Annotated in this window: 16 protein-coding genes; 13 read left to right on the top strand and 3 right to left on the bottom strand. The window is 47.0% G+C overall.

Annotated elements, in window-relative coordinates:
- Positions 1-100: 100 nt before the first annotated feature.
- The 7 genes from ACHKAR_RS08305 to ACHKAR_RS08275 all read left to right on the top strand — a co-directional run bounded on the left by ACHKAR_RS08305 (position 101) and on the right by ACHKAR_RS08275 (position 13060).
- Entirely contained in the window at positions 101-1147 is a 1047-nt protein-coding gene (locus tag ACHKAR_RS08305) for a glycoside hydrolase family 130 protein (protein ID WP_395416998.1), read from the top strand.
- 1 nt (position 1148) lies between these two features.
- The gene (locus ACHKAR_RS08300; RefSeq protein ID WP_395416997.1) at positions 1149-2468 is read left to right on the top strand and encodes an MFS transporter; all 1320 of its coding nucleotides are present in this window, start codon (positions 1149-1151) and stop codon (positions 2466-2468) included.
- A 5-nt stretch (positions 2469-2473) separates the two neighbouring features.
- Entirely contained in the window at positions 2474-4189 is a 1716-nt protein-coding gene (locus tag ACHKAR_RS08295) for a hypothetical protein (RefSeq protein WP_395416996.1), read from the top strand.
- Between the two features lie 25 nt (positions 4190-4214).
- Positions 4215-7292 (top strand): SusC/RagA family TonB-linked outer membrane protein, encoded by a 3078-nt coding sequence (locus ACHKAR_RS08290; RefSeq protein WP_395416995.1) that lies wholly within the window; start codon positions 4215-4217, stop codon positions 7290-7292.
- 13 nt (positions 7293-7305) lie between these two features.
- Positions 7306-8790 (top strand): RagB/SusD family nutrient uptake outer membrane protein, encoded by a 1485-nt coding sequence (locus ACHKAR_RS08285; protein ID WP_395416994.1) that lies wholly within the window; start codon positions 7306-7308, stop codon positions 8788-8790.
- Between the two features lie 37 nt (positions 8791-8827).
- Positions 8828-9898, top strand: coding sequence for a LamG-like jellyroll fold domain-containing protein (locus tag ACHKAR_RS08280; protein WP_395416993.1), 1071 nt, complete (start codon positions 8828-8830; stop codon positions 9896-9898).
- Between the two features lie 87 nt (positions 9899-9985).
- Entirely contained in the window at positions 9986-13060 is a 3075-nt protein-coding gene (locus ACHKAR_RS08275) for a LamG-like jellyroll fold domain-containing protein (RefSeq protein ID WP_395416992.1), read from the top strand.
- A 39-nt stretch (positions 13061-13099) separates the two neighbouring features.
- Here ACHKAR_RS08275 and ACHKAR_RS08270 read toward each other — a convergent pair whose 3' ends face one another.
- The 3 genes from ACHKAR_RS08270 to ACHKAR_RS08260 are packed head-to-tail and all read right to left on the bottom strand — an operon-like array spanning position 13100 to position 16310.
- The gene (locus ACHKAR_RS08270; RefSeq protein ID WP_395416991.1) at positions 13100-13918 is read right to left on the bottom strand and encodes a transglutaminase family protein; all 819 of its coding nucleotides are present in this window, start codon (positions 13916-13918) and stop codon (positions 13100-13102) included.
- A 22-nt stretch (positions 13919-13940) separates the two neighbouring features.
- Complete coding sequence (locus ACHKAR_RS08265) at positions 13941-14912, bottom strand: alpha-E domain-containing protein (protein WP_159579697.1); 972 nt, start codon at positions 14910-14912, stop codon at positions 13941-13943.
- Between the two features lie 15 nt (positions 14913-14927).
- The gene (locus ACHKAR_RS08260; protein ID WP_395417300.1) at positions 14928-16310 is read right to left on the bottom strand and encodes a circularly permuted type 2 ATP-grasp protein; all 1383 of its coding nucleotides are present in this window, start codon (positions 16308-16310) and stop codon (positions 14928-14930) included.
- A gap of 289 nt (positions 16311-16599) precedes the next feature.
- On the opposite strand from ACHKAR_RS08260, the gene holA reads away from it, so the two are divergent.
- The 6 genes from holA to ACHKAR_RS08230 all read left to right on the top strand — a co-directional run bounded on the left by holA (position 16600) and on the right by ACHKAR_RS08230 (position 24609).
- Entirely contained in the window at positions 16600-17619 is a 1020-nt protein-coding gene (gene holA / locus ACHKAR_RS08255; protein WP_395416990.1) for a DNA polymerase III subunit delta, read from the top strand.
- A gap of 53 nt (positions 17620-17672) precedes the next feature.
- Positions 17673-20687: a tetratricopeptide repeat protein gene (locus ACHKAR_RS08250; protein ID WP_395416989.1), complete on the top strand. Its 3015-nt coding sequence runs from the start codon at positions 17673-17675 to the stop codon at positions 20685-20687.
- Positions 20684-22354, top strand: coding sequence for an autotransporter outer membrane beta-barrel domain-containing protein (locus ACHKAR_RS08245; RefSeq protein ID WP_395416988.1), 1671 nt, complete (start codon positions 20684-20686; stop codon positions 22352-22354). The genes ACHKAR_RS08250 and ACHKAR_RS08245 overlap by 4 nt, the downstream gene beginning before the upstream one ends.
- A gap of 85 nt (positions 22355-22439) precedes the next feature.
- Positions 22440-23477 (top strand): SPOR domain-containing protein, encoded by a 1038-nt coding sequence (locus tag ACHKAR_RS08240; RefSeq protein ID WP_395416987.1) that lies wholly within the window; start codon positions 22440-22442, stop codon positions 23475-23477.
- An 89-nt stretch (positions 23478-23566) separates the two neighbouring features.
- Positions 23567-24223, top strand: coding sequence for a MotA/TolQ/ExbB proton channel family protein (locus ACHKAR_RS08235; RefSeq protein ID WP_159579707.1), 657 nt, complete (start codon positions 23567-23569; stop codon positions 24221-24223).
- On the top strand, positions 24220-24609 hold the full coding sequence (locus tag ACHKAR_RS08230) for an ExbD/TolR family protein (protein ID WP_395416986.1): 390 nt from the start codon (positions 24220-24222) through the stop codon (positions 24607-24609). The genes ACHKAR_RS08235 and ACHKAR_RS08230 overlap by 4 nt, the downstream gene beginning before the upstream one ends.
- Position 24610 lies beyond the last annotated feature (1 nt).

Here is a 24610-nt window from a genome sequence, read left to right as displayed (position 1 = left end):
ATAGAGGACACATCCCAAATTCCTTATTGTCAATTTGGCAAAGAATACGATCCTAAAGACGTCATTACTGGATCATTGGCAATAATTCATTTAAAAAATTATGGATATAACAAATAGGTTCTCTGAGAATCCCATCCTGACACCCAAAATGGTGAAACCCAGCACTCCATCCGTAGGGATAGAGTGTTTGCTGAACCCCGGAGTATTCTGGTTTCAGGGTAAGGTGTGGCTTCTCGTGCGTGTGGCAGAGCGACCAGAACAGCAGGAGGGTACCACCACCTTGCCTATTTATAACCAGGCTGGTCAGTTGGAGTTGATGACCTTTAGAAATGACGATCCTAAGTTTGACGATAGTGACAAGCGAGTGTTTGAGTATGATGGAGCTCATTACCTATCCACCCTTTCACACCTGAGGCTTCTATCGAGTCATGATGGCATTCACTTCTCAGAGGATCCTGAATATGGCCCCATTTTCCCGCTAGGTGAGCAGGAAACTTTCGGGATAGAAGATTGCCGGGTGTCGCAGATTGGTGATACCTACTATCTCACATATACCAAAGTATCACCTACAGGAGTTGGGGTGGGCCTCATTACCACTACCGACTGGAAACACTTTGACAGAAAGGGAATGATTTTCCCCGCCCACAATAAGGATTGTGCATTGTTCGAAGAGCGCATCGGGGGCAAATATTATGCCTTGCACAGGCCAAGTAGCCCTAGCATAGGCGGCAATTACATTTGGATTGCTCAGTCCCCGGATCTCGAGCACTGGGGGCATCATCAGTGCATAGCGACCACTCGGGCGGGATACTGGGACTGTGCCCGGGTAGGAGCTGGCGCCGCACCTATTAAAACAGAAGCTGGCTGGCTGGAAATCTATCACGGAGCCAACGAGGCCCATCGCTATTGTTTGGGAGCTTTATTACTGGACCTTCAGAACCCCAGCCGGGTGTTGGCGAGGAGTGAAGAGCCCATTATGGAGCCTTTGGCCGGATATGAGCAAACGGGCTTTTTTGGGAACGTGGTATTCACCAATGGCCACCTGGTGGAGGGTGATACGGTGACGATCTACTATGGCGCCAGTGATGAAGTGATTTGTGGCGCACAATTGTCAATTAAAGAAGTATTAAAATCATTGGGAAGGTAGTATGAAAGGGTTATTTAATATATTAGAAAAGCCGGTACGGGAGTTTGCGTTCTTCAAAGAGCAACCTAAAGCGATGCGGGTATTACTCTCCACCAACATGATCTATGCGTTCGTGTTGCCGGTGATAGAGATTTTTGTGGGTGCGTACATCATGCGCAGTTCGGATGATCCAAAAATTGTAGCCCTCTATCAGCTCACCGTTTATACGGGTATCCCGTTTACCTTTCTGGTGAATGGATATTTGCTCAGATGGTTTCGCATTAGCAACCTCTATAGCTTCGGTATGCTCCTAAGCGGGATATCCATGTTTCTCATGATGGGACTGGAGACCCTGTCCTTTACAGGAGTCGGCGCTGCAGGTTTTTTGATGGGAGCTTCTTTTGGGTTTTTCTGGGCCAATAGAGATTACCTGGCTTTGGGAACCACCAAAGATCAAAACAGAAATTACTACTATGGACTGGAGACTTTTTTTTATACGCTCACGGCCATTATAGTCCCGCTGCTGGTGGGTTGGTTTCTGGGAGCCGCCAATCGAAATGGCTGGTTTGGTGGCAGCATGTCTGTCAGCTATCAGATGGTAACCGTGGTGGTGGTCATACTTACCATTCTGGCCAGTGTGGTTGTCCATAGGGATCGGTTTAAGAACCCCGAGCAAAATCGATTTTTGTATTTCAGGTTTGATAAACTCTGGAATAAGCTCATGGGACTTGCGGGTCTCAAAGGAATGGTGCAGGGATACCTGGTCACCGCACCGGCCATTCTCATCATGAGGCTAGTGGGCGATGAAGGTTCGTTGGGTTTGATTCAGGGAGTGAGCGGGGCTTTCACGGCCATCATGCTCTATCTCATTGGGAGGATGACCAAACCGAAGCACAGGATTGCCATCCTCTCTGCCGGACTCATCATATTTACTTTTGGTACACTGGTGAACGGCTTGATGTTTTCTTCCGTGGGCGTGATGGTTTTTGTGCTTTGCAAAGTGCTTTTTCAGCCCCTGCATGACATTGCTTACTTCCCCATCCAGATGCGGGTGATTGACGTGGTGTCGGCACGTGAAAAACGAAATGAATTCGCTTATATCTTCAACCATGAATTTGGGCTTTACCTCGGACGCTTTTTTGGATTGGGGCTGTTTATTGTCCTGGCCACCTATGTGTCTGAGACCTTTGCACTGAAGTATTCTCTGATCGTGGTGGCACTGCTGCAATTGCTGTCCATCCCGCTGGCAAAACACATCACAAATCAGGCGGATTTATATGAGCAATTTGAAGTGAAGACTGAAGTACAAGAAGAAATTCCATTGGCAGTAGCGATAAAATAATGAACATGAATAGTATCAAAATAACCGTATTAGTTCTATTGGTGGCTTTGGGCGGATGCCGTCCGGAGGTGAAAAAAGTGAGCCAGGTGGCTATCAGCAAGGTGAAAGACATGCCGAGCCAGCCAAGGCCTTACAAGCAGTTGAAATGGAGAGAGAAAGCCATCAATTTTGATCAGTACGTATTCGATAGCAACCAGCGTGGGGAGTTCATGCCGTTGATTTGGCTGGACTCCTCTAATCGAAATGTCGATCAAACAACTTTCGGTCTATACACAGTGATTGGCGATGTGCGCCAGGGGTATCAGGCTCACCCGGATTTTCACGAATCACTCACTTCCCTGGGTGCACTAATGAGTGCCGGACTTTCTGGTATTGATAAAACCAATCAGAACGGTTTCAATTTTGTGAAAATGTCACAGAATTACTTCAATAGTGATACGGGATGGAATATCATGATGAACAACACCAATCCTGATGTCGCGATGCTTGGTGGTGGATATGGACGGGACTGGTGGTACGATGTGTATCCCAATGTGCTTTACTATGCCGTGAGTCACCTTTTTCCGGGAGTAGAGGGTGCCGAAGAGATTCAGCGCTTCATCGCTGAGCAGTTCTTTAAAGCAGATTCTGTTCTCAACGGAAACTATGAATATTCTTATTTTGATTATGCAGCCATGCGTGGCGTTAATAACCACATTCCACCCCAGGAGGACGCCGCAGCAGGACATGCCTATGTGTTATTGAGTGCCTATCAACAGTTTGGTGATGAAAAATACCTGGAGGGTGCCAAGTCGGCGATCAGTGCGCTGGCTAATCAAGCAGAGAGTCGGTTTTACGAAGTGTTGCTCCCATTTGGAGCCTATGTGGCGGCGCGTCTCAATGCGGAGCATGGTACTGAGTACGATGTATTGCAGCTCCTCAACTGGTCGTTTGATGGATGCAAAGCCGAGAAAGGACGCACTGGCTGGGGCGTCATTGCTGATCAGTGGGGGCCTTATGACGTTCATGGTTTGCAAGGGAGTATAATTGATGGGGGTGGCTACGCATTTCTGATGAATACCCACAGCATGGCCTGGCCTTTGGTGCCCATGGTGAGGTATCAACCACAATATGCCAGAACCATCGGTAAATGGATGCTCAATGCTTCGAATTCAGCCAGGCTATTTTACCCATATGAAATTGATGACAAACACCAGTGGTTGCCAAAAAAGAAAGGACTGACCAAGAACGTTATTGCCTATGAGGGATTGAGAAAGGTGGATGCTTATGGCAAAGAAGAGCTGGCAGGAGTAGAACCGGTGGCTTTGGGAGATGGCCCAAACTGGGTACCCGGTCAGCCGGAGGAATCGATGTTTAGCCTCTACAGTTCGGCATATGCCGGAATCTACGGTGCCATCATCAACGAGACCAATGTGGATCAGGTGCTTAGACTAAACTGCCTGGCCACTGACTTTTACAGAGCCGATGCTTACCCGACATATCTCTATTATAATCCTTATCCACAAGCTCAGGAGATCAATTTTGAGTGGGATAATGAAGAGCCAGTGGATTTGTATGACGCACTTACACACACCAAAGTAGCAGCGGGTATTTCCGGGTACGGCAAGTTTACCATAGCCCCAGATGAGTCAGCGCTCATAGTGGTACTCCCACAGGGTGCAGAAGTGACAGAACAGGATGGAATTTATAGGTGCAACGGAAAAATAGTGGCCTATCAGTGATTTTGATAAAACCGATTAATTGAAGATGATGAAGCTATACAAACAACTCTTTTTGATGTGCCTGACCTTCGGGGTACTTCAGGTATCTGCCCAACAGCGGATATCCGGAAAGGTGACCGATGAGCAGGGACTTGGGGTGATTGGCGCCAGCGTTTTTGTGGAGAACACTACATACGGCACCATCACGGATATCGAAGGGAACTATGCGTTCAGTGTACCTGATTCCTTGTCGGAATCAAACCTGATGTTCTCTTTTATCGGATACCATACCGAGAAGCGCCCCATCAGTGGCCGGTCGCAGATCAGTGTGCAGCTATCACTGGACAATAAGCAACTGGAAGAGGTAATCGTGGTGGGGTACAGTACCCAGACCAAAGGTGATGTGACCGGGGCATTGAATACGGTAAAAGGGAAGGACCTCAATAGTCTCCCGGTAGCCGGTATCGATCAGGCCTTGCAGGGGCGTGCTCCGGGTGTGAACATCTCACAGGTCACTGGAGCTCCGGGCGAAGGGGTATCCGTAAGAATCCGGGGAATCGGCTCACTCAATAGCAGCAATGATCCACTCTATGTGGTGGATGGAGTGCCTACACGTGAGGTGTTGAGTATCTTATCACCGCAGGATATTGAAGAAATCACCATTCTCAAAGATGCTTCTGCTGCGGCATTGTATGGCTCCAGGGCCAACAATGGGGTCGTTTTGATTACCACAAAAAAGGGAAGCAAGGACAGATCCTCCATTACCATCAACTCTCAGGTAGGAGTGCAGATGCATGGGAAGCTTACAGAGATGACCAATCGGGATCAATACGTGGAAATGTACAATGAAGCAGCGACCAACGACAATGCGTTCGTTTCAGATGATCTGTTCAAAAGGGACCTGATCCCACTGGACTATGCAGCTTCACAGCCGGACATAGATCAAATGGAGGCCATTTTCCGGGAAGCCCTGATTCAGAATTATGGAATCACTGCCAGTGGCGGCAACGAGAAAAGTCAGTATATGCTGTCTGTCACCTACTTTGACCAGGAAGGTATCATCATAGGAAGTGACTATGATAGACTGACGGGCCGCATCAACCTGAACACAGAGGTGAAACCATGGTTTACGACCGGAGTTAACCTGAACATCGCGCGCTCACACACCAGCAGCATTGGTAGCTCCGGAGATGGTGCAGGCGGCAACGGTGGCAGTATCGTACGGTATGCTTATTTCAGGACCCCGGCCATTCCCATATACGATGAAGAGGGTAACTACACAGATTTGCCGGAATATCCCAGCTTCTTTGGTGATGGTTACAACCCCGTAGGACTGGCCAACTATGCAGATAACAAGATGACCACCGATCGGTATTTTGGTAAAGTATTCGGCGTGCTGGATCTTGGAGATCACCTTACATTGACCACCAATTTTGGATTTGATTCCGAAAGTGGGCTCCGTAGGAGGTTTGATAGAAACTGGGGATCTAATGACCGGATTAACAATCCAAACAGGCTTTTGGTCGCGAATACCAGTGCCGTTACCTGGACCAACAATAACGTGCTGCAGTTTAAGAAATCTTTCGGACTGCATGACTTCAATGCATTACTGGGTACTGAAGCCATTAAATCCCAGGGCTATTTCTCCAATCAGACTGGTCGGGATTTCCCGGATCAGGATCCAAACCTTACTTACCTGGGTAACGGCCAGGGGACAGCAGCTGTCAGCGAGGGCCGATATGCCTATACGCTCCTTTCTTTCTTTGGCAAGGTGGACTATGATTTTGACAGCCGCTATCAGTTGAGCGGTTCCTTTCGAAGGGATGGTTCGTCACGGTTTGCCTCAGAAAACAAGTGGGGAACGTTCTACGCCGTATCCGGTGGGTGGAATTTACACAACGAAGCGTTTTTAAGTGATGTGGACTTCTTCAGCCAGCTCAAGCTGCGGGTGGGATATGGAGAAATTGGAAATCAGGAGATCGGCAATTACGCCTATTCAGATCAGATTCAGCCAAACTACAATTATCCTTATACATCAGCACCGTCTGATGGGTACTCGGTAACCCAGTTGGGCAACACCCAGGTGAAGTGGGAGTCTAGCCGTCAGTACAACGCTGGGGTTGATTTTGAGATCAATCAGGGTGTGCTCTACGGCTCTCTGGACTACTTCCATAAGCTTACCACCGATATGCTGGTGAAAGAGCCCAATCCTCCTAGTGCCGGGTATTCAGACCCAGCCTGGGTGAATAATGGAGAAATCCTCAACCAGGGACTGGAACTGCTGGTGGGCGTCAGGAAAACGATGGCAGATTTTGGTTACAACTTTTCAGGTAATGTGGCCCTGCTGCACAATGAAGTAAAAAGCCTCGATGGATTTATCTCCGGAGGCGCCATTGGGTCGGGTAATTACACCACCCGGACCGAAGTAGGCCAGTCCATCGGATCGTTCTATATGCTGGAGATGGAAGGGATCTTCCAGAATGAGCTGGACATTGCCACCAGTGCCTTTCAGGGGAACAACATTCATCCCGGAGATGTCAAATACAAGGATCAGGATGGCAATAACTTTATCGATGAAAATGATCGGGTGCATGCTGGTAGCCCTATTCCAAAGGTGACGGCTGGGTTAAACCTGTCTGTGAGCTACAAAAACCTTGATCTGACAGCCTTCTTTCAGGGCGCCTATGGTTTTGATATCTACAATGTGGCCTTTCACGACATTGAAGGGTTCTACCGACCCTTTAACCTCACCAAGGACTATTATGACAACCGCTGGACAGGAGAGGGCACGACCAATGAGTACCCAAGGGCGTCATGGAGCGGGTCAAACAACAACGTACGGATTTCCACACGCTTTTTGCGTGATGGGTCTTACACCCGTCTGAAAAACCTACAGCTGGGCTACAATTTCCCTCAGCCTATCACCGAAAAGCTCAAGCTCAATCGCCTGAGGGTATATGTGTCTGCACAAAACCTACTGACCATCACGGATTACTCAGGACTGGACCCTGAGATGACCACCAGTGACAATGCCACTGGTGAGGGCGATTTGGCCAGAGGGATTGACTGGGGCACATATCCTACGGCACGCTCATTCAATTTTGGAGTCAATCTATCTTTCTAAAAAGACAGCAACTATGAGAGCATTCACAAGAATATTTCAAATAATTATCCTCACAGCAGCCGTTTCTGGATGCGCTGATTTTCTGGAAGAGGACATGCAGGGCACCTATTCCAATAGTACCTTTTACAAGACTGGCGATCATGCGGAGTTGGCCCTTACGGGTGTTTACAACATCACTTCCTTTTCAAATACCAACAACAACTTATGGGTGTTTGGAGATGTGGCATCTGACGATGCAGTGAAAGGGGGATTAGCGGGTGACCAAAATGACATTCAGTTTATTGAAGAGTTCACTTATCAGCCGAGCAATTCCTATTTGGAAAACCTATGGCGACATTACTATGAGGGCATTACCCGGGCCAATTACTTACTGGGAAGTTTGCCCGGCATAGAGATGGATGCGGACCGCAAGGAGGTCATTAAAGGTGAAGCACTATTTCTAAGGTCTTATTTTTATTTCCACCTGGTGAATATTTACGGTGACATTCCCTTGAAGCTAAAACCGCCGGTCACCAAGGATCAGGTACATGTACCACTGAGTACGGTTTCTGCGATTTACGCACAACTAGATAGTGACCTGGAGGTGGCCGCTACATTGCTCCCGGTGAAAAACGATGTAGGGCGAGTATCCAAAGGAGGTGCCTTGGGCTTGCTGGCCAAGATGAGACTGTTTCAGGAAGATTATGAAGGTGCTTTAGAGGCTATCGCCGACATTGAAGATCTGGGAATCTATGAGTTGCAAGCCCTTTATAGAGACAATTTCACTTTAGGAAATCAGGACAACAAAGAATCACTTTTCGAGGTACAGCACCTCTCAGGTGCCTCCCCAAAATTAGGTTCGGTTTTGAACCAATATTTTGCCCCACAGGCTGAAGGCGGATACTATTTCAATTCACCTACCCAGGATTTTGTAGATGAGTTTGAAAAGACCACTGCCGAAGTGGTAGACCCGCGATTGGATTATTCTGTCGGTCGTGCCGGACAGACCTGGCTCAACGGTGAACCATTTGATCCTACCTGGTCTTCCACCGGATATATCGTCAAAAAACATCTGCAGCCACTCTCCGAGGTGCCCAAAGGCACCAAAGGCGATGGCGGCCTCAACTATGTATTTATGCGCTATGCGGAGGTGTTACTCATGAAAGCCGAGGCTTTGAATGAATCTGCATCTCCGGCACAAGCCCTTGTACCACTCAATGCAGTCCGCAAGCGGGCCCGGGAGAGCTATCTGTACGACGAAACATTAGCCGGGTTTGGCAGTGTACCTGCGGGACTTTTACCAGATGTGGTTACTACAGATCGTTCTCAGGTAAGGGAGGCTATTCGACACGAGCGCAGGGTAGAACTGGGCCTGGAGTTTCACCGGTACTACGACCTGATGCGCTATGGCAAGAGTGTGGCCGAAGCGGCACTTTCAGATACAGATTTCAACTATGAAAGCAATCGATATTTCACCATACCGCTTTCAGAAACAGACATTAATCAATCAATTAATTAAAACAATTCTAAACACAATAATCTAAATGAAGATGAATATGAAAACGAACATTAAACATGCGATGTGGCTGCTTACATTGGCCGCAACATCTATTTTCGTAGCTTGCTCTGATGGAGATGATCCGGAGGTAGTGGTGGATAAGACAGCACTCAATGCTACCATACAGGAGGCGACTGATTTGCTGGCGAACTCTCAGGAGGGTACAGCTGAGGGGCAGTTTCAGCTTGGCGCCAAAGCCGAGTTGCAAACGGCTGTAGATTTGGCTCAGCAGGTTTCGGATAGTGAGACTGTTACCCAGGTGCAGGTAGACAATGCCAACACCGCTTTGGAGCAGGCCATTGTTACCTTTGAAGGCAAAGAAGTGGTGGCCATTGAGCCTGACGCACTGGTAGGACACTGGACATTCGACGAGGGCACTGGCTCTTCCACTACTGACTATTCAGGAAATGAGCGGGATGGAACACTATCTGCAGGTCATGCCAACTGGGGAGCAGGTACGCCTGAATGGGTGACTGACCGATACGGCAATGCGGCCAAGGCACTACACTTTGATAAAGGTGCGAACGTAGAAATTCCTTACGCCACAGCGCTCAATCCTCAGCAAATGAGTATCACTTTGTGGGTAAAAGGTGATGTAGTAGATCCTATATGGGCCAATAACTACATGATCTCAATGAACAGATGGAATGGTTACAAATTCCAGTTGCAGGAAGCCAATAAGGCATTCATGACTGTGAAAGCGAATGTTGACGGCAACCCGGTTTACTACGACAGAGACAATGAGTCTCCAACCCTTGATCAGGACGTTTGGTATCATTTGGCTGTAACTTTTGGTGGCGGCGAGATGACCTTCTACATCAATGGTACGGAAGTGAAGAAGTGGGATAATACGCCTGGTACGGCCATTTCCATTGCTGATGCACCGGTTAATCTGACCATCGGACAGGATTTGCCAACTGGCACCTATTCTTCAGATGACACAAGCCCATATTACGTAGATTGGGGTGGATACTTTAAAGGTACGCTGGATGAAATCCGTATTTACAATAAAGTACTTTCTGCCACTCAGGTGGGGTCTATATATGACCTGGAAAAACCATTAGACTAAATAGTAAAAGCTCAGGTGTTGTAATAAATAAGTGATCATAAAAGGGCAGTTAATCTGCCCTTTTATGTATTCAAAATGATTGGTTTTATGAAATACGGCATTTTCCTCCTAAGCTGTTTGGTGTCACTGACTGTGAGTCAGGCGCAGCAGCAAATCAGTATACCACGCATCGATCGGATGCCCGATTTGCCGCAGCCTTATCAGATGCGGGACTGGCAACAGGTGGCGGTCAAATACGACAGCCTGGTGTTTGCCCGGACTTCCGGGGAGCATATGCCTTTCCTCTCAGTGGGGAGTGCAGGGGTCAATTACCCCGAATTGCAGCCCATTTTCATGGATAGTTATGTAGGCTCATCCAGCCATGGAACACAGCGAGAGGCCATCAATATTATTCCTGCTGTAATCGGAGCTACTCTGGTAGGTGCAGATAAGACCACTCAGTTTGGAACGGATTGGGTCACCAAGGTGCGGGATTTTTATAACCTCAAAAACGAGGAATTGGTATACCTCAATGGCCCATCAGACCGCTCAGGCCATGACTGGTGGTATGAAACGATGCCCAATGTATTTTTCTACCAGTTGTACGATCTGTACCCGGATACGCCCGGTTTTGCTGAGCACTTTCTGGCTGTCGCCAATCGATGGGCAGAGGCAGTGGAGGTCATGGGTGCGGACATTGCGCCCTGGAAAGTGCCCTATATGAACTACAGGGCCTGGAACCTAAAAGAAATGAAACCTCTCAATGAAGGGGTAAAAGAACCGGAAGCCGCCGGAGCCATTGCGTGGCTACTCTATCAGGCCTATCATCAGACCGGAGACCAGCGTTATAGGCACGGAGCGGAAGCTGCCCTTGATTTTTTGAATGAACTCACTGACAACCCTTCGTATGAATTGCAGTTGCCATATGGCGTGCTCACTGCCGCCAGGATGAATGCAGAACTAGGAGCTGAATATGACCTGGAGAAGATGATCGGGTGGTGTTTTGATCGGGGCGACCTGCGTGGATGGGGTAGTATAGTGGGTTCCTGGGGTGGCATGGACGTTTCGGGACTAATCGGTGAGGCCAATGATCAGGGAAATGATTATGCCTTTATCATGAATGGATTTCAACAAGCGGCAGCCTTGGCCCCTCTGGTCAAATACGATAAGCGCTATGCGAAAGCAATCGCCAAATGGATTCTTAACGTCGCAAATGCCAGCCGACTCTTCTATTCCACTTATTTACCCGAAAATCAGCAGTCTGATTATGACTGGTGCACCACCAACGATCCTGATGCGGTCATTGCCTATGAGGCAATCAAAGAAGTGTGGCAGGGTACTGCACTCTATGCACGTGGTGACTCTAAAGATGCCGGATGGGCGTCTACCAATCTGGGCCTTTACGGATCTTCACATGTGGGCTACCTGGGCGCATTGCTGGCGCCAACCAATGTGGAGGGCATCCTGACCATTGATGCCAATATCACGGATTTCTTCATCGACGCTCCATTTCCCACCTATTTGGTCTATAACCCTCATGGAGAAAGCAAACAGGTGCAAATACAAGTAGGGGATCAGGCGAAGGATGTCTATGATGCCATGAGTGAGACTTTTATTCTGAATGAAGTGACCGGGACCAGCGAAGTGACCATCGGGCCGGGTGAAGTGCTGCTCATCTCTTATGTGCCCTCAGGCGGCACGGTGGAAGAAAAACAAGGTCAGTTAACGGCCGATGATCAGGTTTTGGATTTTCACTATGGCTATGATTTTTCGGGAAAACTTCGGATCAAAGCACTTGCAGCCACGAGCGATCCGGCAGAATCAGGGGTTGCGGATACGATCTATTGCACGGTGCAGGGCGAATCAGTGCAGTATGAGTGGTATGTGGATGATCAGCTGCAAACAAGCGATTCTGCAGCCTTTATTTGGACTCCCGGAGCGACTGGCGCGGCCAGTATTCGGGCAGTTGTAAGTGCAAATGGGAGGATGGCACAGGACAGCCTATTGCTGGACGTGGTAGCACTGATCCCGGCTTACCCGGTCATTGACACACTGTTTGCAGATCAAAAATGGTACAAACCTGGAGATGTTTTCTGGGTTGATGCTGAAGTACGCGACCCAAAAGGGCTCGATATTACTCTGGATTGGACGGTGGGCCATGCGACTATTCTGGAGCAAAATGACAGTCGGATCAAAGTTCAGGCTTCGTCTGAGGGTGGGGTCATTTCTATCACACTCTCCGCCAGCAATTATGACAAGCAAACTCAACAGACCTTACAGGTTCTGATCACGGAGGATGCTATGCTCACTGCACCTTTGGTACACCTGCCACTCAATGGAAACCCTCAGGACGTGAGTATCAATCAATTCTCCACAAATCTTCAGGGAGGTTCTTATGTGGCTGCACCAACAGAGCAGGCAGGAGAGGTGTTGGTACTTGCCGGCCAGTCCGATGAGTTGGTCATCGCTAATCAACCAGCGTTGAATTTTGGAGATGCGATTACCATCTCTTTTTGGGCTTATTTCACTGATTTTGCACAAGAGCGATTTGTGATTTCACATGGAGGTTGGGAACAGCGGTGGAAGGTATCCACCACGACAGATCAGCGCCTGAGATGGACGGTGAATACCACGGCTGGCATCAAAGATTTGGATGCCTCTGTGATCCTGGAGAAATCCAAATGGTACCATTTCACGGTGGTTTACGGGGATGGAGCCATGCAAATATTCTCCAATGGTGAGCTGGACACTTTCGTGGGCCACACCGGGCAGATCAATGCTGCTGAAGTAGGGGTTTCAATTGGTAAGCGCCTGCCTGGAGATGCACAGTATTACCTGAAAGGTCGGGTGGACGAAATAAGAATTCATAGTGAACCTGCAGGGCCAACGCAGGCAGCTATACTTCCAGAGGAGTGGTATGAACAACCACCGCTCAGCATCGGGCAAGAACGATTTCATTTGTATCCGAATCCTTTGAGGGAGGGTGGTTTTGTGAATGTGCAATTGGCCTCCTTGCAGCACGTGATTTTGACAGATATGACTGGAAAAAGAGTGGCTGAATTAAAGGCAACAAGTACGTCAGATGGTACCTTTCGCATCGATTTGTCAATGATCAAAAGGGGCGTTTATCTATTGTATCCCGCCCAAGCCAGAGGGGAGTGTTACAAGCTCATCATCCAATGATGTTTGCCTTTTGAGGAGAGGTCGAATGGAAGCAATCAGCTAGATTTCCTCAATCCGCACTTCAAAGGTGAGGTTGGCCATGCTGTCACCCCTGTAGGAGCCTTGTACAGGAAGGGTGTTTTCTGGTTTGTAGCTGGAGCATGCGGGAATGTAGTTTTCCATAGCCAGAAGACCAGCACTCGGGTCCAGACCAATCCACCCGCCACCGGGCACCCAGGCTTCCACCCAGGCATGCAATTCGTGACCTTCCTTAAGTCCTGGGTTGAACGCATAGCCACTCACAAACCTCGCAGGAATGTTCAATTGGCGAAGCATTTGTATCATCATCCAGCTCAAATCCCTGCAAGACCCACTGCGCTGCTCAAAACACACATTTGGTGGTAGTACATTTTCGGCATAGCGTTCATTGTGCTCCCAATCCGCATTGATTTCCTTTACCAGGTAGGAGAGGAAGGTGACCATGTTGCCACCAGATAGTTCACGAATCTCCGTTATCCAGGCCACTAGCTTCGAGTTCAGATCTACTTTTCCCAAATAAAGCTGCAGAGCGGTTTGATGGTCTTTATGTGGGTCTTCTTCCACTAAGAAATCAAATGGATTGAGTGCGAAGGTTTCCACCTCCATTTCGATGCTGATCTCCAGTTTTTCGATCTGAAAGTTGAACCAGCATTGATGAAAAGGGTTATTTTCAGCATCCAGCCTAAAAGCCAACCCTGAAGGAGCTGGGTCTACATGGATGCGGAAATCCCTCAGCTTAAAATAGTTTCTCTGAGAGGGGTAAAAGTACAAGTGATGAGGCTCAGCGAAAACCAAATTTGAGTATTCATATAACGTGCGATGACTTATTTTGAGCTTCATGTTAATGTCTTTACCAGACAGTTTACTGAGATTGAGATTGATCCATCAGGTTAGGCCTGATTTTGAAATACTGTTCGTAGACCGCAGTGGAAATGTCGTTGATCCGTCCCTGCAGCTTGTCCAGGTATTCGTGCAGTCCAAACTCGAAGACATCATTGATGTCTGCAAACTCCAAATCGGCACGAAGGTTTCCGATTTCCTTCTCAGCTAAATTAGTGTATCCTCTTTTGGCATCTGAGATCTCGTGCAGGCAGTTCTCTGCATTGACGAGGCAAAAGAGAATCGATCGCGGAAAGTAGGAGTTGAGCACCAGATAATTCACGATATTTCCAGGTTCTATTTTACCATACATCTGCTTGTAGGCATTCAGAGCACTTACCGATTTCAATAGCGCATTCCAATGCAGAAAATCCAGTGGTGATCCGATCTCTTCCACCGAAGGGAGCAGGACATGGTATTTTACGTCGAGTATTCTGGAGGTCTTATCCGCTCTTTCCAAAAACTGACCCAACTTGGTGAAGTACCAGCCTTGATTTCGGGGAGAGGTATCATATCCTATTCCCTGGATGAGCTGAAGTTTGTATTTGATCTGCTTGAAGATGTCGGCATCCTCGCTCTTCCACATTTTTCTTTTGGCCGCCTTTTCCACAAAGTGATAGAGGTCGTTGAGCACCTCCCAGGTTTCCTTGGAGATATTTTCTCTCACCTGACGGGCATTTTCGCGGGCATTGACCACCGAGGCAATAATGGAATTATGATTTCTCTTATCAAAGGCCAAAAATCGGATGGCATTTTCCCTCGAGTAATCACTATAAAGCTTTTTGTACAGTACCTCGTCGCCGGTAGCAGTGATCAGCGGACGCCATTGCTCCTTCATGCCAGGAGGCAGGTCTATCGATAGGTTAAAATTGACATCTATGAAACGCGAATAATTTTCGGCTCGCTCAGCATACCTTCCCAGCCAAAACAAAGAATCTGCAACTCTACTTAACATTTGAAATTTCCAATTTTAGTCAAACAACACCCATGTATCCTTGCTTCCGCCACCTTGAGAGGAATTCACCACCAGCGATCCTTCTACCAATGCCACCCTGGTGAGTGCCCCCGGCAGCACTTTGATGCTGTCCCCATAGAGCACATACGGCCTCAGGTCCACATGCCTTGGCGCTATGCCCTTGGGAGTGATTGTAGGCACTGTAGAGAGTGAAAGTGTAGGCTGCGCAATGTAATTGCGCGGATTGTCTTTCACGAGTTTCCTGAATTTTGTGTGCTCCGATGGATCAGCTTTGGGGCCGATGAGCATCCCATAGCCACCGGCTGCATTGGTTTCTTTCACCACAAGGTCCTCAATATTTTCCAATACGTAGTTCAGGTCATCCTTTTCTGAACACAGGTAAGTGGGCACATTTTCTATAATGGGGTCCTGATCGAGATAGTATTTAATGATCCGTGGTACATAAGCGTATACCGCTTTGTCGTCTGCCACACCAGTTCCCGGAGCATTGGCCAGTGCCACATTGCCTGCCATGTAGGCCTCAAATATACCCGGGATCCCTAGCATGGAGTCGGGGTTGAAGGTCAGCGGATCCAGAAAGGTATCATCTATCCTCCGATAGATGACATCTACTTGTTGCAGGCCTTTAGTCGTCTGCATGTAGACATTCTTGTTTTTCACAATCAGGTCCTGTCCTGTAACCAGCTGAACACCCATTTGCTGAGCCAGATAGGAGTGCTCAAAATATGCAGAGTTGTAAATACCGGGTGTCAACACGGCCAGAGTAGGATTGGGCTTGTCCGACAGGTGCTGAAGCATATTCAGCAGCATGTTAGAATAGTCAGACACTGGTCTGACACCCAGGCCGGCAAACAATCCTGGAAATGCCTGCTTGATGATTTCACGATTTTCCAGGAGATAGGAGACCCCGGACGGGCACCTCAGATTGTCTTCCAGTACATAAAACTTGCCACTCTTGTCCCTCACGATATCACTCCCGGTGATATGACACCAGATGCCCTTGGGAGGATTCAGGCCAATACACGGCTTCAGATAATCTCTGCTCGAAAGCACCAGTTCTTTAGGTACAATACCATCTTTCAGGATTTTCTGCTCATGGTAGATGTCGTTGATAAAGAGGTTGATAGCCGAGATTCTTTGCTTTAAGCCCTCTTCTATGATGGACCACTCTTCTGCTGAAATGATCCTTGGGATCAAATCCAGATGTAGTATTTTCTCTACACCCTGATTATCATGGTAGACATTGAAAGTCATGCCCATGGACATCTGAGCTTTGTCTGAGGAGTCCTGAAGCTGCAAAAGCTTCTTACCTGAATATTGCTCTAAAGATTGTTTGAACTGCTGATAAGGGGGTCGACAACTCTCATCATCAAACATCTCATCAAAGTGCTCAAAGGGGTTGTATTTATCAAATATCAAATTGATATATTTTAAAGTAAATGATTAGGAATATACGAATATTCAAATGAAAATAAAAGACTATTATTAAATATTTATATAATTCATCGATATTTTGCATTTTTCATAAAGAATAGTGTTTCTTCAATCACAGTTTTCCATAAATGAAAACCGCTTTTTTGTACGAAGATGTGCCGGTGAAACGAAACTTACTTTTTATTCCAGATATCCAAAGGCCTAAATGTTCAGTCATATTAACTTTACCGCTATGGCCGAATACGTTGAGATAATCAAAGACTTACAAAAGGGTAAATATTCACCATTGTATTTTTTGCAGGGTGAGGAGCCTTTCTTTATCGACAACATCATAGAGCACATAGAGCTCAATGCGCTGGATGATACTCAGAAGAGTTTCAATCAGTACGTGCTTTACGGAAAAGAAATTTCTTTTACAGACATTCTGAATGTAGCCAGGAAATATCCCATGATGGGTGAGCGTCAGGTGGTGATTATAAAGGAAGCGCAGGAAATCAGAGACTGGAAGAAGGAAGAGGCGCAGAAGTTTTTGACGGCATACCTTGAGAATCCACTGGCTACTACCATTCTTGTTTTTGGTCATAAGTACAAGACGTTGGATCGCCGTACTAAAATCGCCAAGACACTGGAAAAGCATTGTGTTTTTCTTAACTCCAAGAAGATCTATGATGATAAGGTACCTGGGTGGGTGAGGTCATATGCCCAGGCATCCGGAGCCAATATTTCGGAGAAGGCAATCATGATCCTAACAGAGAATATTGGCAACAACCTGCAAAGACTGGCCAATGAGCTGGATAAATTGAGATTGAACATCCCTGCGGACCAGCAGATAGATGAGGTGGCCGTGCAGAAGTACGTGGGGATCAGCAAGGATTACAATACTTTCGAACTGCAAAAAGCACTGTCCCTTCGGGATGAAATTAAGGTTTTCAAGATCATCACTTATTTTTCTGCTAATCCTTCGAGTAACCCCCTGATACTGGTCATTGCTAACTTATATGCATATTTCTCTAAGCTGCTTTTGATTCACCATCAGAATGCCTTTGATCAAAACTCAGTCGCAAGGGCCATTGGCGTTAACCCATTCTTTGCCAGTGAATACATTCAGGCAGCTCGAAATTACCCGGCCCATGTGGTCATCCGGAATATCGAATTGATTCATCAGGCGGACTTACAGTCAAAGGGCATCGGGTCTGCGAGCATGAAAGATGGCGATATTTTGAAAGAACTCATTTTTAAATTGATGCATTGATACACTTAGCGGCAAGTTTACGTTCAAGGCATAAGAATCAGGATAAATCATCTATGCGCACCGGCATTTTCACCCTATTATTAGTTGTTGCTCTGTCCTGGAGGGTTCAGGCTCAGGAAACGCTCTCCAACACCCCGCCAGATAAATTCTATGATCAGGGACTGGATGCATTTCATCGGGAAGCCTATGGAGCCGCCAGAAACTTGTTTGCACAGTATCTGGCACTCAGTAGCAACCCTGTGAAGGAAGCTGATTACTATCTGGCCATATCGGCGCTCAGGTCAGGTGATTCGGAAGGGGTTTCCAAACTACTGACGTTCATTTATCAGGAGCCATTGCATCCATTGGCCGGCAGTGGTTATTATGTGTTGGGTAGTCATTTTTTCGCTCAAAATGAATTTGAAGAAGCGCTCAAATATTTCATTCAGGTATCGGGTAGCCAGCTCAATGCAAAGGACGAGGAAGCATGGCGATTCAAGCAGGGCTATTCCTATTTGGAAACCGGCAATGTGACCGAAGCAGAAAGTAATTTAGAGGCAGTACAAAACTATCGCGGCAGTTATTTCAATGAGTCCTCCTACTATTTGGGAGGGATCTATTTTGATCGTGGGGATTACAATCAGGCCCTGACGGTGCTGGAGGCGCTGGACGGACTCTCCACACCTTATGCGGATGAGGTGACGATGATGATCGCTGGGATCTACTTCCATACCAACAGATACGCACAGCTGTATAAATACGCAGGCGCTCAGGTTTCCAATAAGGTTTCGATGAAGAATAAGCAACTCAATAAGCTGTTGGGCGAGGCTTATTTTGGTGATCAAAAGTACACGTCGGCAGCCAGTCACCTCCAGAAATACCTGGACATGTCGGGAAACAGGGCAGATGCGGAAACCTTCTACAAGCTGGGGTTTGCTTACTTCCAGACCAATGAAAACCAGAAGGCCATCGAAAACTTTAAGAAGGTCGGCCTGGAGAAAGGGGCCATGGGCCATATTAGTAGTTTCTACCTCGGTCAGCTCTACCTGAAGGAACGAAACCTCAACTATGCCTACAGTGCGTTTAAAACCGTGGCTAATAGTGCTGAAAATGGTGAAATGAGGGAGGAATCATCTTTTACCATCGGAAAAATCAACTTTCAAAGGGCCCAGTATGCAGAGGCCATTGTTGATTTCGCGGCATTTATCGATCAGTTTCCTAATAGCCGATGGAAGGTAGAAGCCAATGAGCTGCTGGCCCAGTCCTATCTGAAGACCTCCAACTATGACCAGGCCATTGCTCACCTGGAGTCTATCAAAAACAAATCTTTACCTCTGAAAAAGGCTTATCAGAAGGTGACCTTTCAGAAAGGTCAATTGCTGTTTAACGACAGCCGGTTTCAGCAGGCACTACTCTATTTCGATAAGTCCACGGACTTTCCCATCGACACGCGTATAGCGGCCCAGGCCTATTACCTGAAAGGGGAGTGTCATACGATTCTCAATCAATCCGCCCAGGCGGGTACTGCTTACCGCAAAAGCATCGAAACCAGGGATCCACAATGGTCCGTTTATGCCAACTATGGTTTGGGCTATGTATACTATAATGACAAGGCATTTGATCAAGCAGAGGGTTATTTCCTGAATTATATCAGAAAGGCCAATCCAACCGACGACTTTTATCAGGATGCGTTGGTTCGTGTTGCGGATTGCTATTATGTACAAAAGAAGTATGAGCAGGCCATTCGGGCTTACACGGAGATTACTGATCCTCAGTACGTGCCGTATGTCACCTATCAGATGGGGCTGGTGTACCGGTTGAAGGGGGAGGAAGCCAAAGCTCAAAGTGAATTTGGAAAAGTACTTCGGAATCCTCTGTCAGGATATGGTGATAAAGCCCTTTTTCAGATGGCTGACATGAAAAGCGAGTCCGGTGACTTTCAGGGCTCAATTACCACTGTCAACAGGCTTTTGAATGATTACCCGGAAAGTAACCTTATCCCATATGCCAAAAGCCAGCAGGCGCTGAGCCATTTCAACCTCGGACAGTATCAGGAATCGCGCAAGGCATATGAGTTTGTTTTGGAAAACTACATGGGTCATCAGGTAGCCAACTCAGCTTTGCTGGGTTTGCAGGAGCTGGTGAAAAAGGGAGTGGACATACCCAATTTTGATGGATACATGGAGGCTTATCAAAAGGCCCATCCAGATGATAATAGCCTGGAAGTAGTGGCTTTCGAAGCGGCCAAGGGAGCTTATTACAATCAGAAGTACCGGGAGTCCATTGAAAAGCTCAAAGCTTTTATGTCCAAGTATCCAAATAGTCCATTTGAGGAAGATGCCCTTTACTTTCTGGCCGACTCGTACTATCGAAATGAAAACTGGCAGCAGGCAGCTGATGGATTTGGTGAAATCATAAAGATACCGGGCTCAGCTTACGTCAGTCGTTCTCTCGACAAGCGCGGGAAAGCACTGGTAAATCTGGGTCAGTTTGCTCAGGCAATTCAGAATTATCACATGTTAAGCAAGCGAGCAGTTAACCAGAAGGAAACTTTTCAGGCGCACGAGGGACTCATGAATACTTACGTGAAGCTAAATAAGTCTGATAGTGCGCTTTTCTTTGCCGACAAAATTTTAGAAAGTGACTATAAACCTGCGAATGCAGAGGCATCCGCCTGGCTGGTGAAAGGTAAAATTTACCTGCAGAAGAAGAATTATAATCTTGCGGTGGATGAACTACTGAAGGTGATGAATGACTCTAAAAATGAAAGTGGTGTAGAAGCCACCTACCTGCTGGGGAGGGTGTATTTTGAACAGGGTAAGTCCAAACGATCACTGGAAGTCCTCTTTGACCTCAACAGAAACTTTGGGTCTTACCCGTACTGGATTGGAAAGTCGTTTTTGCTGATAGCAGATAACTACCTGGCGATGGGAGAGATCCTCCAGGCGAGGGCCACGGTGGAATCCATCATTGCCAATGCAACCATCCCCGAAATCAAGAAGGAAGCCAGTCAGAAATTGATCAAGATTAAAAATGAGGAATCCAAATTGCTCGTTTCGGATACGCTAAAAACCGATTCAATCAAATGAGAAACGTACCCTACTTTCTTTTTATCACTCTTTTTGCGGTTGGTTTGAGTCCACTCAGTGCACAGGATATCCCCACTGGGGAGATAGAGGATGCCCAGATCATTATAGAGAAGGACAAGCCCTTGACCTTACCCAAGGCCGGGAGAAATTATCAGAAAACGGAGGTGTTGCCCATTTCCAGTGATACGGTAACGCTTCGGTTCAACCTCTCACAGCCTTCATTTAAATTTTCACCGTTCATCTATCAACTTCAAACCAAACCCTATCAGGTCGGCGCAGAAGCCATGCGTAATCACAATTATGTAAAGGCTGGATTTGGCAACTACCTTTCACCGTTGTTGGAGGGCTATGTTGGACAGCCGATCGCTCAGGGAAGTGTGGGTGCCTGGGTGAATCATGAGTCCTTTGCAAGGGGGCCGGTCAACGATGAAAAAAGTGCCTACGGACGATCTGACATTCTATTGAACGCTGTGCTGGAAGGAGGATCAATAGTCTTCGAGCCTACCTTTTTCTATGAACGGGAAGCTTACTATTACTATGGATACAAGGAACCTATTTTCCTTTCTCCAGGAGCTTTAGGGCCAATTACTGAGAAAGTATCAGCTAATCATTTCACATTGTCCAGTGTTATGAGGTCGGCGAAAGAATCTGAACTTCAGTGGGCGGTGAAGCCGGGAGTCAGTTTTACCAACATGGCTACCGGGGGCAATGAGGCTTTCAATAAAGAGTCCCATTTCGATTTGCAGGGCAGTGTTGATTATGAAATGAGTGCTACCATTCAGTCAGGTGCTCTGGTAGGATACAATTACCTGGCCTATCAGAGTGGAGCGTTTTCTCAGAAAAGAAACGTCCTTGATATTACCCCGTTTGTCCGCTTTCATCAGGAGAAGGTGGAGCTTAAAGCAGGAGCCAAACTGGCAGTGGGGAGTGATAGTGTGAATAGTACAGGAGTATTTGTATACCCCGACGTTTATGCCAAATATCAGCTCAATGATCAGTTGGGAGTATATGCGGAGCTCTCTGGTGGTCTGAACCCACAGACCCTGAACAATACAAGGTTGACCAATCGATACCTGGAAGATTCCCTGACATTGCTTAATCAAAACCAAAAAATCGCATTGAATGCCGGATTGCAGTTCTTGTTTGCTGAGAACCTCATGCTTCAACCTTTCATAGGGTATTCCCTGACTAAGAATAAGATGCTGATGGCACCATCTGAGGATGATAGTTCACGTTTCCTTTTGACTTACGATCAGGGAAATTTCGGGCAGGTGGATCTGGGGGTTAAAGTGAAGTATATAACCAATCGCACCACTGTGACGGCTGAAATGATCTTGTCCGGGTATCAACCAGATCAGGCTTTGGAAGCATGGTATCTGCCTGCTACCCAGGTGAATTTGAAGGTAGATCAACAGGTGGGTGAAGCCATAAGGCTCCATGCAGGTGTGATCATTTTAGATGGCATCAAAGGGCAAGAAACGAGTGCCTCTGGAGTAAATCTTCTCCCGGCGATTGTGGATATAAGCATGGGTGGAACGTACGCTTTTTCGGAGGCATTTTCGGGTTTTATAGACTTTAAAAATCTTCTGGGAGTGGAGTATGAGCGATACCTCAATTACCCGTCACGTGGTTTAACGGGTAAATTGGGTTTTATTTATCGTTTTTAAGTGACATATTCGCCAAGCAAAAGAAAAACGCATTGTTTTGGAATAATGAAGTTTTTACTATCTTGGTTTTACTAAATCTAATCTAATGGCTGACGACAAAAATAAAAACGAAGATCCGGAGGAAGAAAGAGACGATCAATTCGATGATGATGAGGATTTCGGGTTACCGGATCTGGAATATGATGAATTGGATGACGATGATGATGAGGACCTCTCGGACGAAGAGCAGGAGGATGCATTGGAGGAAGAGGAGATAGTACCCAAGGACGATGAGATTGATCTGAGTGGAGACAATCTGGATGACGTGGAACTCACAGATGCTGACCTTGAAGATTCTGATGAGCCGGAAGATTGGGAAAAGGAGCTGGAGAAGGAACTCGAGGATGAATTGAAGTCTGATGATGAAACCGGAGGGTTTTATGAGGAAGAGTCCTACGAAGAATTTGAATCACAAGGAGAATCACAGGTAGCTTCCTCTGTTTTCGATGATGATAGCAACGATACTGGGTTTGGAGCGACCTCTGAGTATACCGAAGAGACTTACGATACACCAACTTACACCACTTCATCAGGAGTGTCGGACGAGGATCAGGCAGAAAGTAGAGGTAAGTTTGTCAGAACCGTAGTGATAGGCACGTTGCTTTTTGCTGTGGTTGCGGTAGTACTTTACTTATATAGTGGTAGTGACGATGCCCCTGAAGAGAAAAAAGTAGCCAAAGTAGAGCAGAAGGCTCCCGCCAAAAAGCCAGAGCCTGAAGTGAAAGAAGTACCTAAAGAGGAAACCCCAGCTAAGGTAGAAGAGAAGAAGCCGGTGGCCAAGCCAAAAGCGCAGAAGCCAAAACCAACTCCTAATACTACACCTGCAGGTGAGATCACTAAGTTTGATCAGCCCACAGGCAAAACTTACGTGATTGTAGGTAGCTTCTTCGATGATGATCTGGCGACTGACTATGCCAGTAAGCTTGCGTCAGAAGGAAAAAGCCCTATGGTAATTCCTCCATTTAATGACTCCCGATTCTACAGGGTGGCCATTGCCGGATTTGATACTTTCAAGGATGCTCAGCAGAGTCTTGATGGTTACAAATCGGAGTATGGGTCGGACGTCTGGACACTTAGATATTAAACAAACTTAGTTGACAATCTATCGTTTAATCCCGCGTTACCTTCGCGGGATTAAACGATTTTTTTGTTTTATAGACCTTTGATAAAAATATGCTTCTTCAAATAGAACCTGTTGATGGCCTTGAGACCATTTCTGTATTAGAGCTACTGCTCAATGGTGGCTTTATGATGATTCCTATCCTGTTGCTCTGGATTGGGGCCATTTATATTTTTGTCGAACGCCTGTTACTGATTAAGAATTCTTCCAGGACTCCCGCTGATTTTAAAGACAGAATCCGAAGTATGGTGCTTTCCGGAGAAGTGGATGGAGCAAAGCTGCTCTGTGCGCAGACGGATACACCCGTGGCCCGAATGATCGAAAAGGGTATCAGTCGGATAGGAAGCCCCCTCAAAAACATTGAAGTGAGTATTGAGAACACTGGTAAAATAGAAATTTACCAACTGGAAAAAAACCTTAGTATGCTGGCGACCATCTCGGGTGTAGCACCTATGATAGGGTTTCTGGGTACTGTTACCGGGATGATACAGGCTTTTATCGCCATAGCTCAGGAAGAGGGCGCTGTGAGTCCAAAGCTACTGTCAAGTGGAATCTATGAAGCCATGATTACCACAGCCGCTGGCCTTTTTGTGGGGATCCTGGCTTATCTCGGATACAACTACCTCGTCACCCGGGTACAGAAACTTGTTCATAAGATGGAATATTCGGCCATTGATTTTGTTGACCTACTTCAGGAACCGCAGAAATGAACCTCAATTCAAAACATAAAGTAGAAGCAGCCTTCAGTATGTCGTCAATGACAGATATTATTTTTCTGTTGTTGATCTTCTTTATGCTTACGGCTTCCTTCATTACTCCGTCGGGGCTCCCGGTGAACGTGCCCTCCAGCCGGAGTTCAGAGATCGTGATGCAAAAGGTAGGAGTGACCATTACCGAAGATCTGCAGTACTATGTGAATGATCGTAAAGTCAGCATCAATCAGCTGGAAGCGGTATTGCGTGATGCCTTTGCAGGAAAAGAGGGTGTGGTGGTGCTCCACTGCGATAGGTCAGTTCCCGTGGAGTATGTGGTGCAGGTCGCCGGGATTGCCACCGCTCTGGAGGCCAGAGTGTCGATAGCTACCAAACCGGAATAGT

It is taken from the genome of Marinoscillum luteum, from assembly GCF_044005705.1.
GTDB classification, from domain to species: Bacteria; Bacteroidota; Bacteroidia; order Cytophagales; family Cyclobacteriaceae; genus Marinoscillum; species Marinoscillum luteum.
Note: the sequence above shows the minus strand (reverse complement) of the source record. Positions and strands in the feature narration are given on the sequence as shown.

Excerpts from the sequence above, each read along its gene's own strand:
- ACHKAR_RS08240 (WP_395416987.1), top strand. The coding sequence starts at position 22,440 with ATGGCTGACGACAAAAATAAAAACGAAGATCCGGAGGAAGAAAGAGAC.
- ACHKAR_RS08270 (WP_395416991.1), bottom strand. The coding sequence starts at position 13,918 with ATGAAGCTCAAAATAAGTCATCGCACGTTATATGAATACTCAAATTTG.
- ACHKAR_RS08245 (WP_395416988.1), top strand. The coding sequence starts at position 20,684 with ATGAGAAACGTACCCTACTTTCTTTTTATCACTCTTTTTGCGGTTGGT.
- ACHKAR_RS08235 (WP_159579707.1), top strand. The coding sequence starts at position 23,567 with ATGCTTCTTCAAATAGAACCTGTTGATGGCCTTGAGACCATTTCTGTA.
- holA (WP_395416990.1), top strand. The coding sequence starts at position 16,600 with ATGGCCGAATACGTTGAGATAATCAAAGACTTACAAAAGGGTAAATAT.
- ACHKAR_RS08295 (WP_395416996.1), top strand. The coding sequence starts at position 2,474 with ATGAATAGTATCAAAATAACCGTATTAGTTCTATTGGTGGCTTTGGGC.
- ACHKAR_RS08275 (WP_395416992.1), top strand. The coding sequence starts at position 9,986 with ATGAAATACGGCATTTTCCTCCTAAGCTGTTTGGTGTCACTGACTGTG.
- ACHKAR_RS08290 (WP_395416995.1), top strand. The coding sequence starts at position 4,215 with ATGATGAAGCTATACAAACAACTCTTTTTGATGTGCCTGACCTTCGGG.
- ACHKAR_RS08260 (WP_395417300.1), bottom strand. The coding sequence starts at position 16,310 with ATGTTTGATGATGAGAGTTGTCGACCCCCTTATCAGCAGTTCAAACAA.
- ACHKAR_RS08305 (WP_395416998.1), top strand. The coding sequence starts at position 101 with ATGGATATAACAAATAGGTTCTCTGAGAATCCCATCCTGACACCCAAA.
- ACHKAR_RS08250 (WP_395416989.1), top strand. The coding sequence starts at position 17,673 with ATGCGCACCGGCATTTTCACCCTATTATTAGTTGTTGCTCTGTCCTGG.
- ACHKAR_RS08280 (WP_395416993.1), top strand. The coding sequence starts at position 8,828 with ATGAAAACGAACATTAAACATGCGATGTGGCTGCTTACATTGGCCGCA.
- ACHKAR_RS08285 (WP_395416994.1), top strand. The coding sequence starts at position 7,306 with ATGAGAGCATTCACAAGAATATTTCAAATAATTATCCTCACAGCAGCC.
- ACHKAR_RS08230 (WP_395416986.1), top strand. The coding sequence starts at position 24,220 with ATGAACCTCAATTCAAAACATAAAGTAGAAGCAGCCTTCAGTATGTCG.
- ACHKAR_RS08300 (WP_395416997.1), top strand. The coding sequence starts at position 1,149 with ATGAAAGGGTTATTTAATATATTAGAAAAGCCGGTACGGGAGTTTGCG.
- ACHKAR_RS08265 (WP_159579697.1), bottom strand. The coding sequence starts at position 14,912 with ATGTTAAGTAGAGTTGCAGATTCTTTGTTTTGGCTGGGAAGGTATGCT.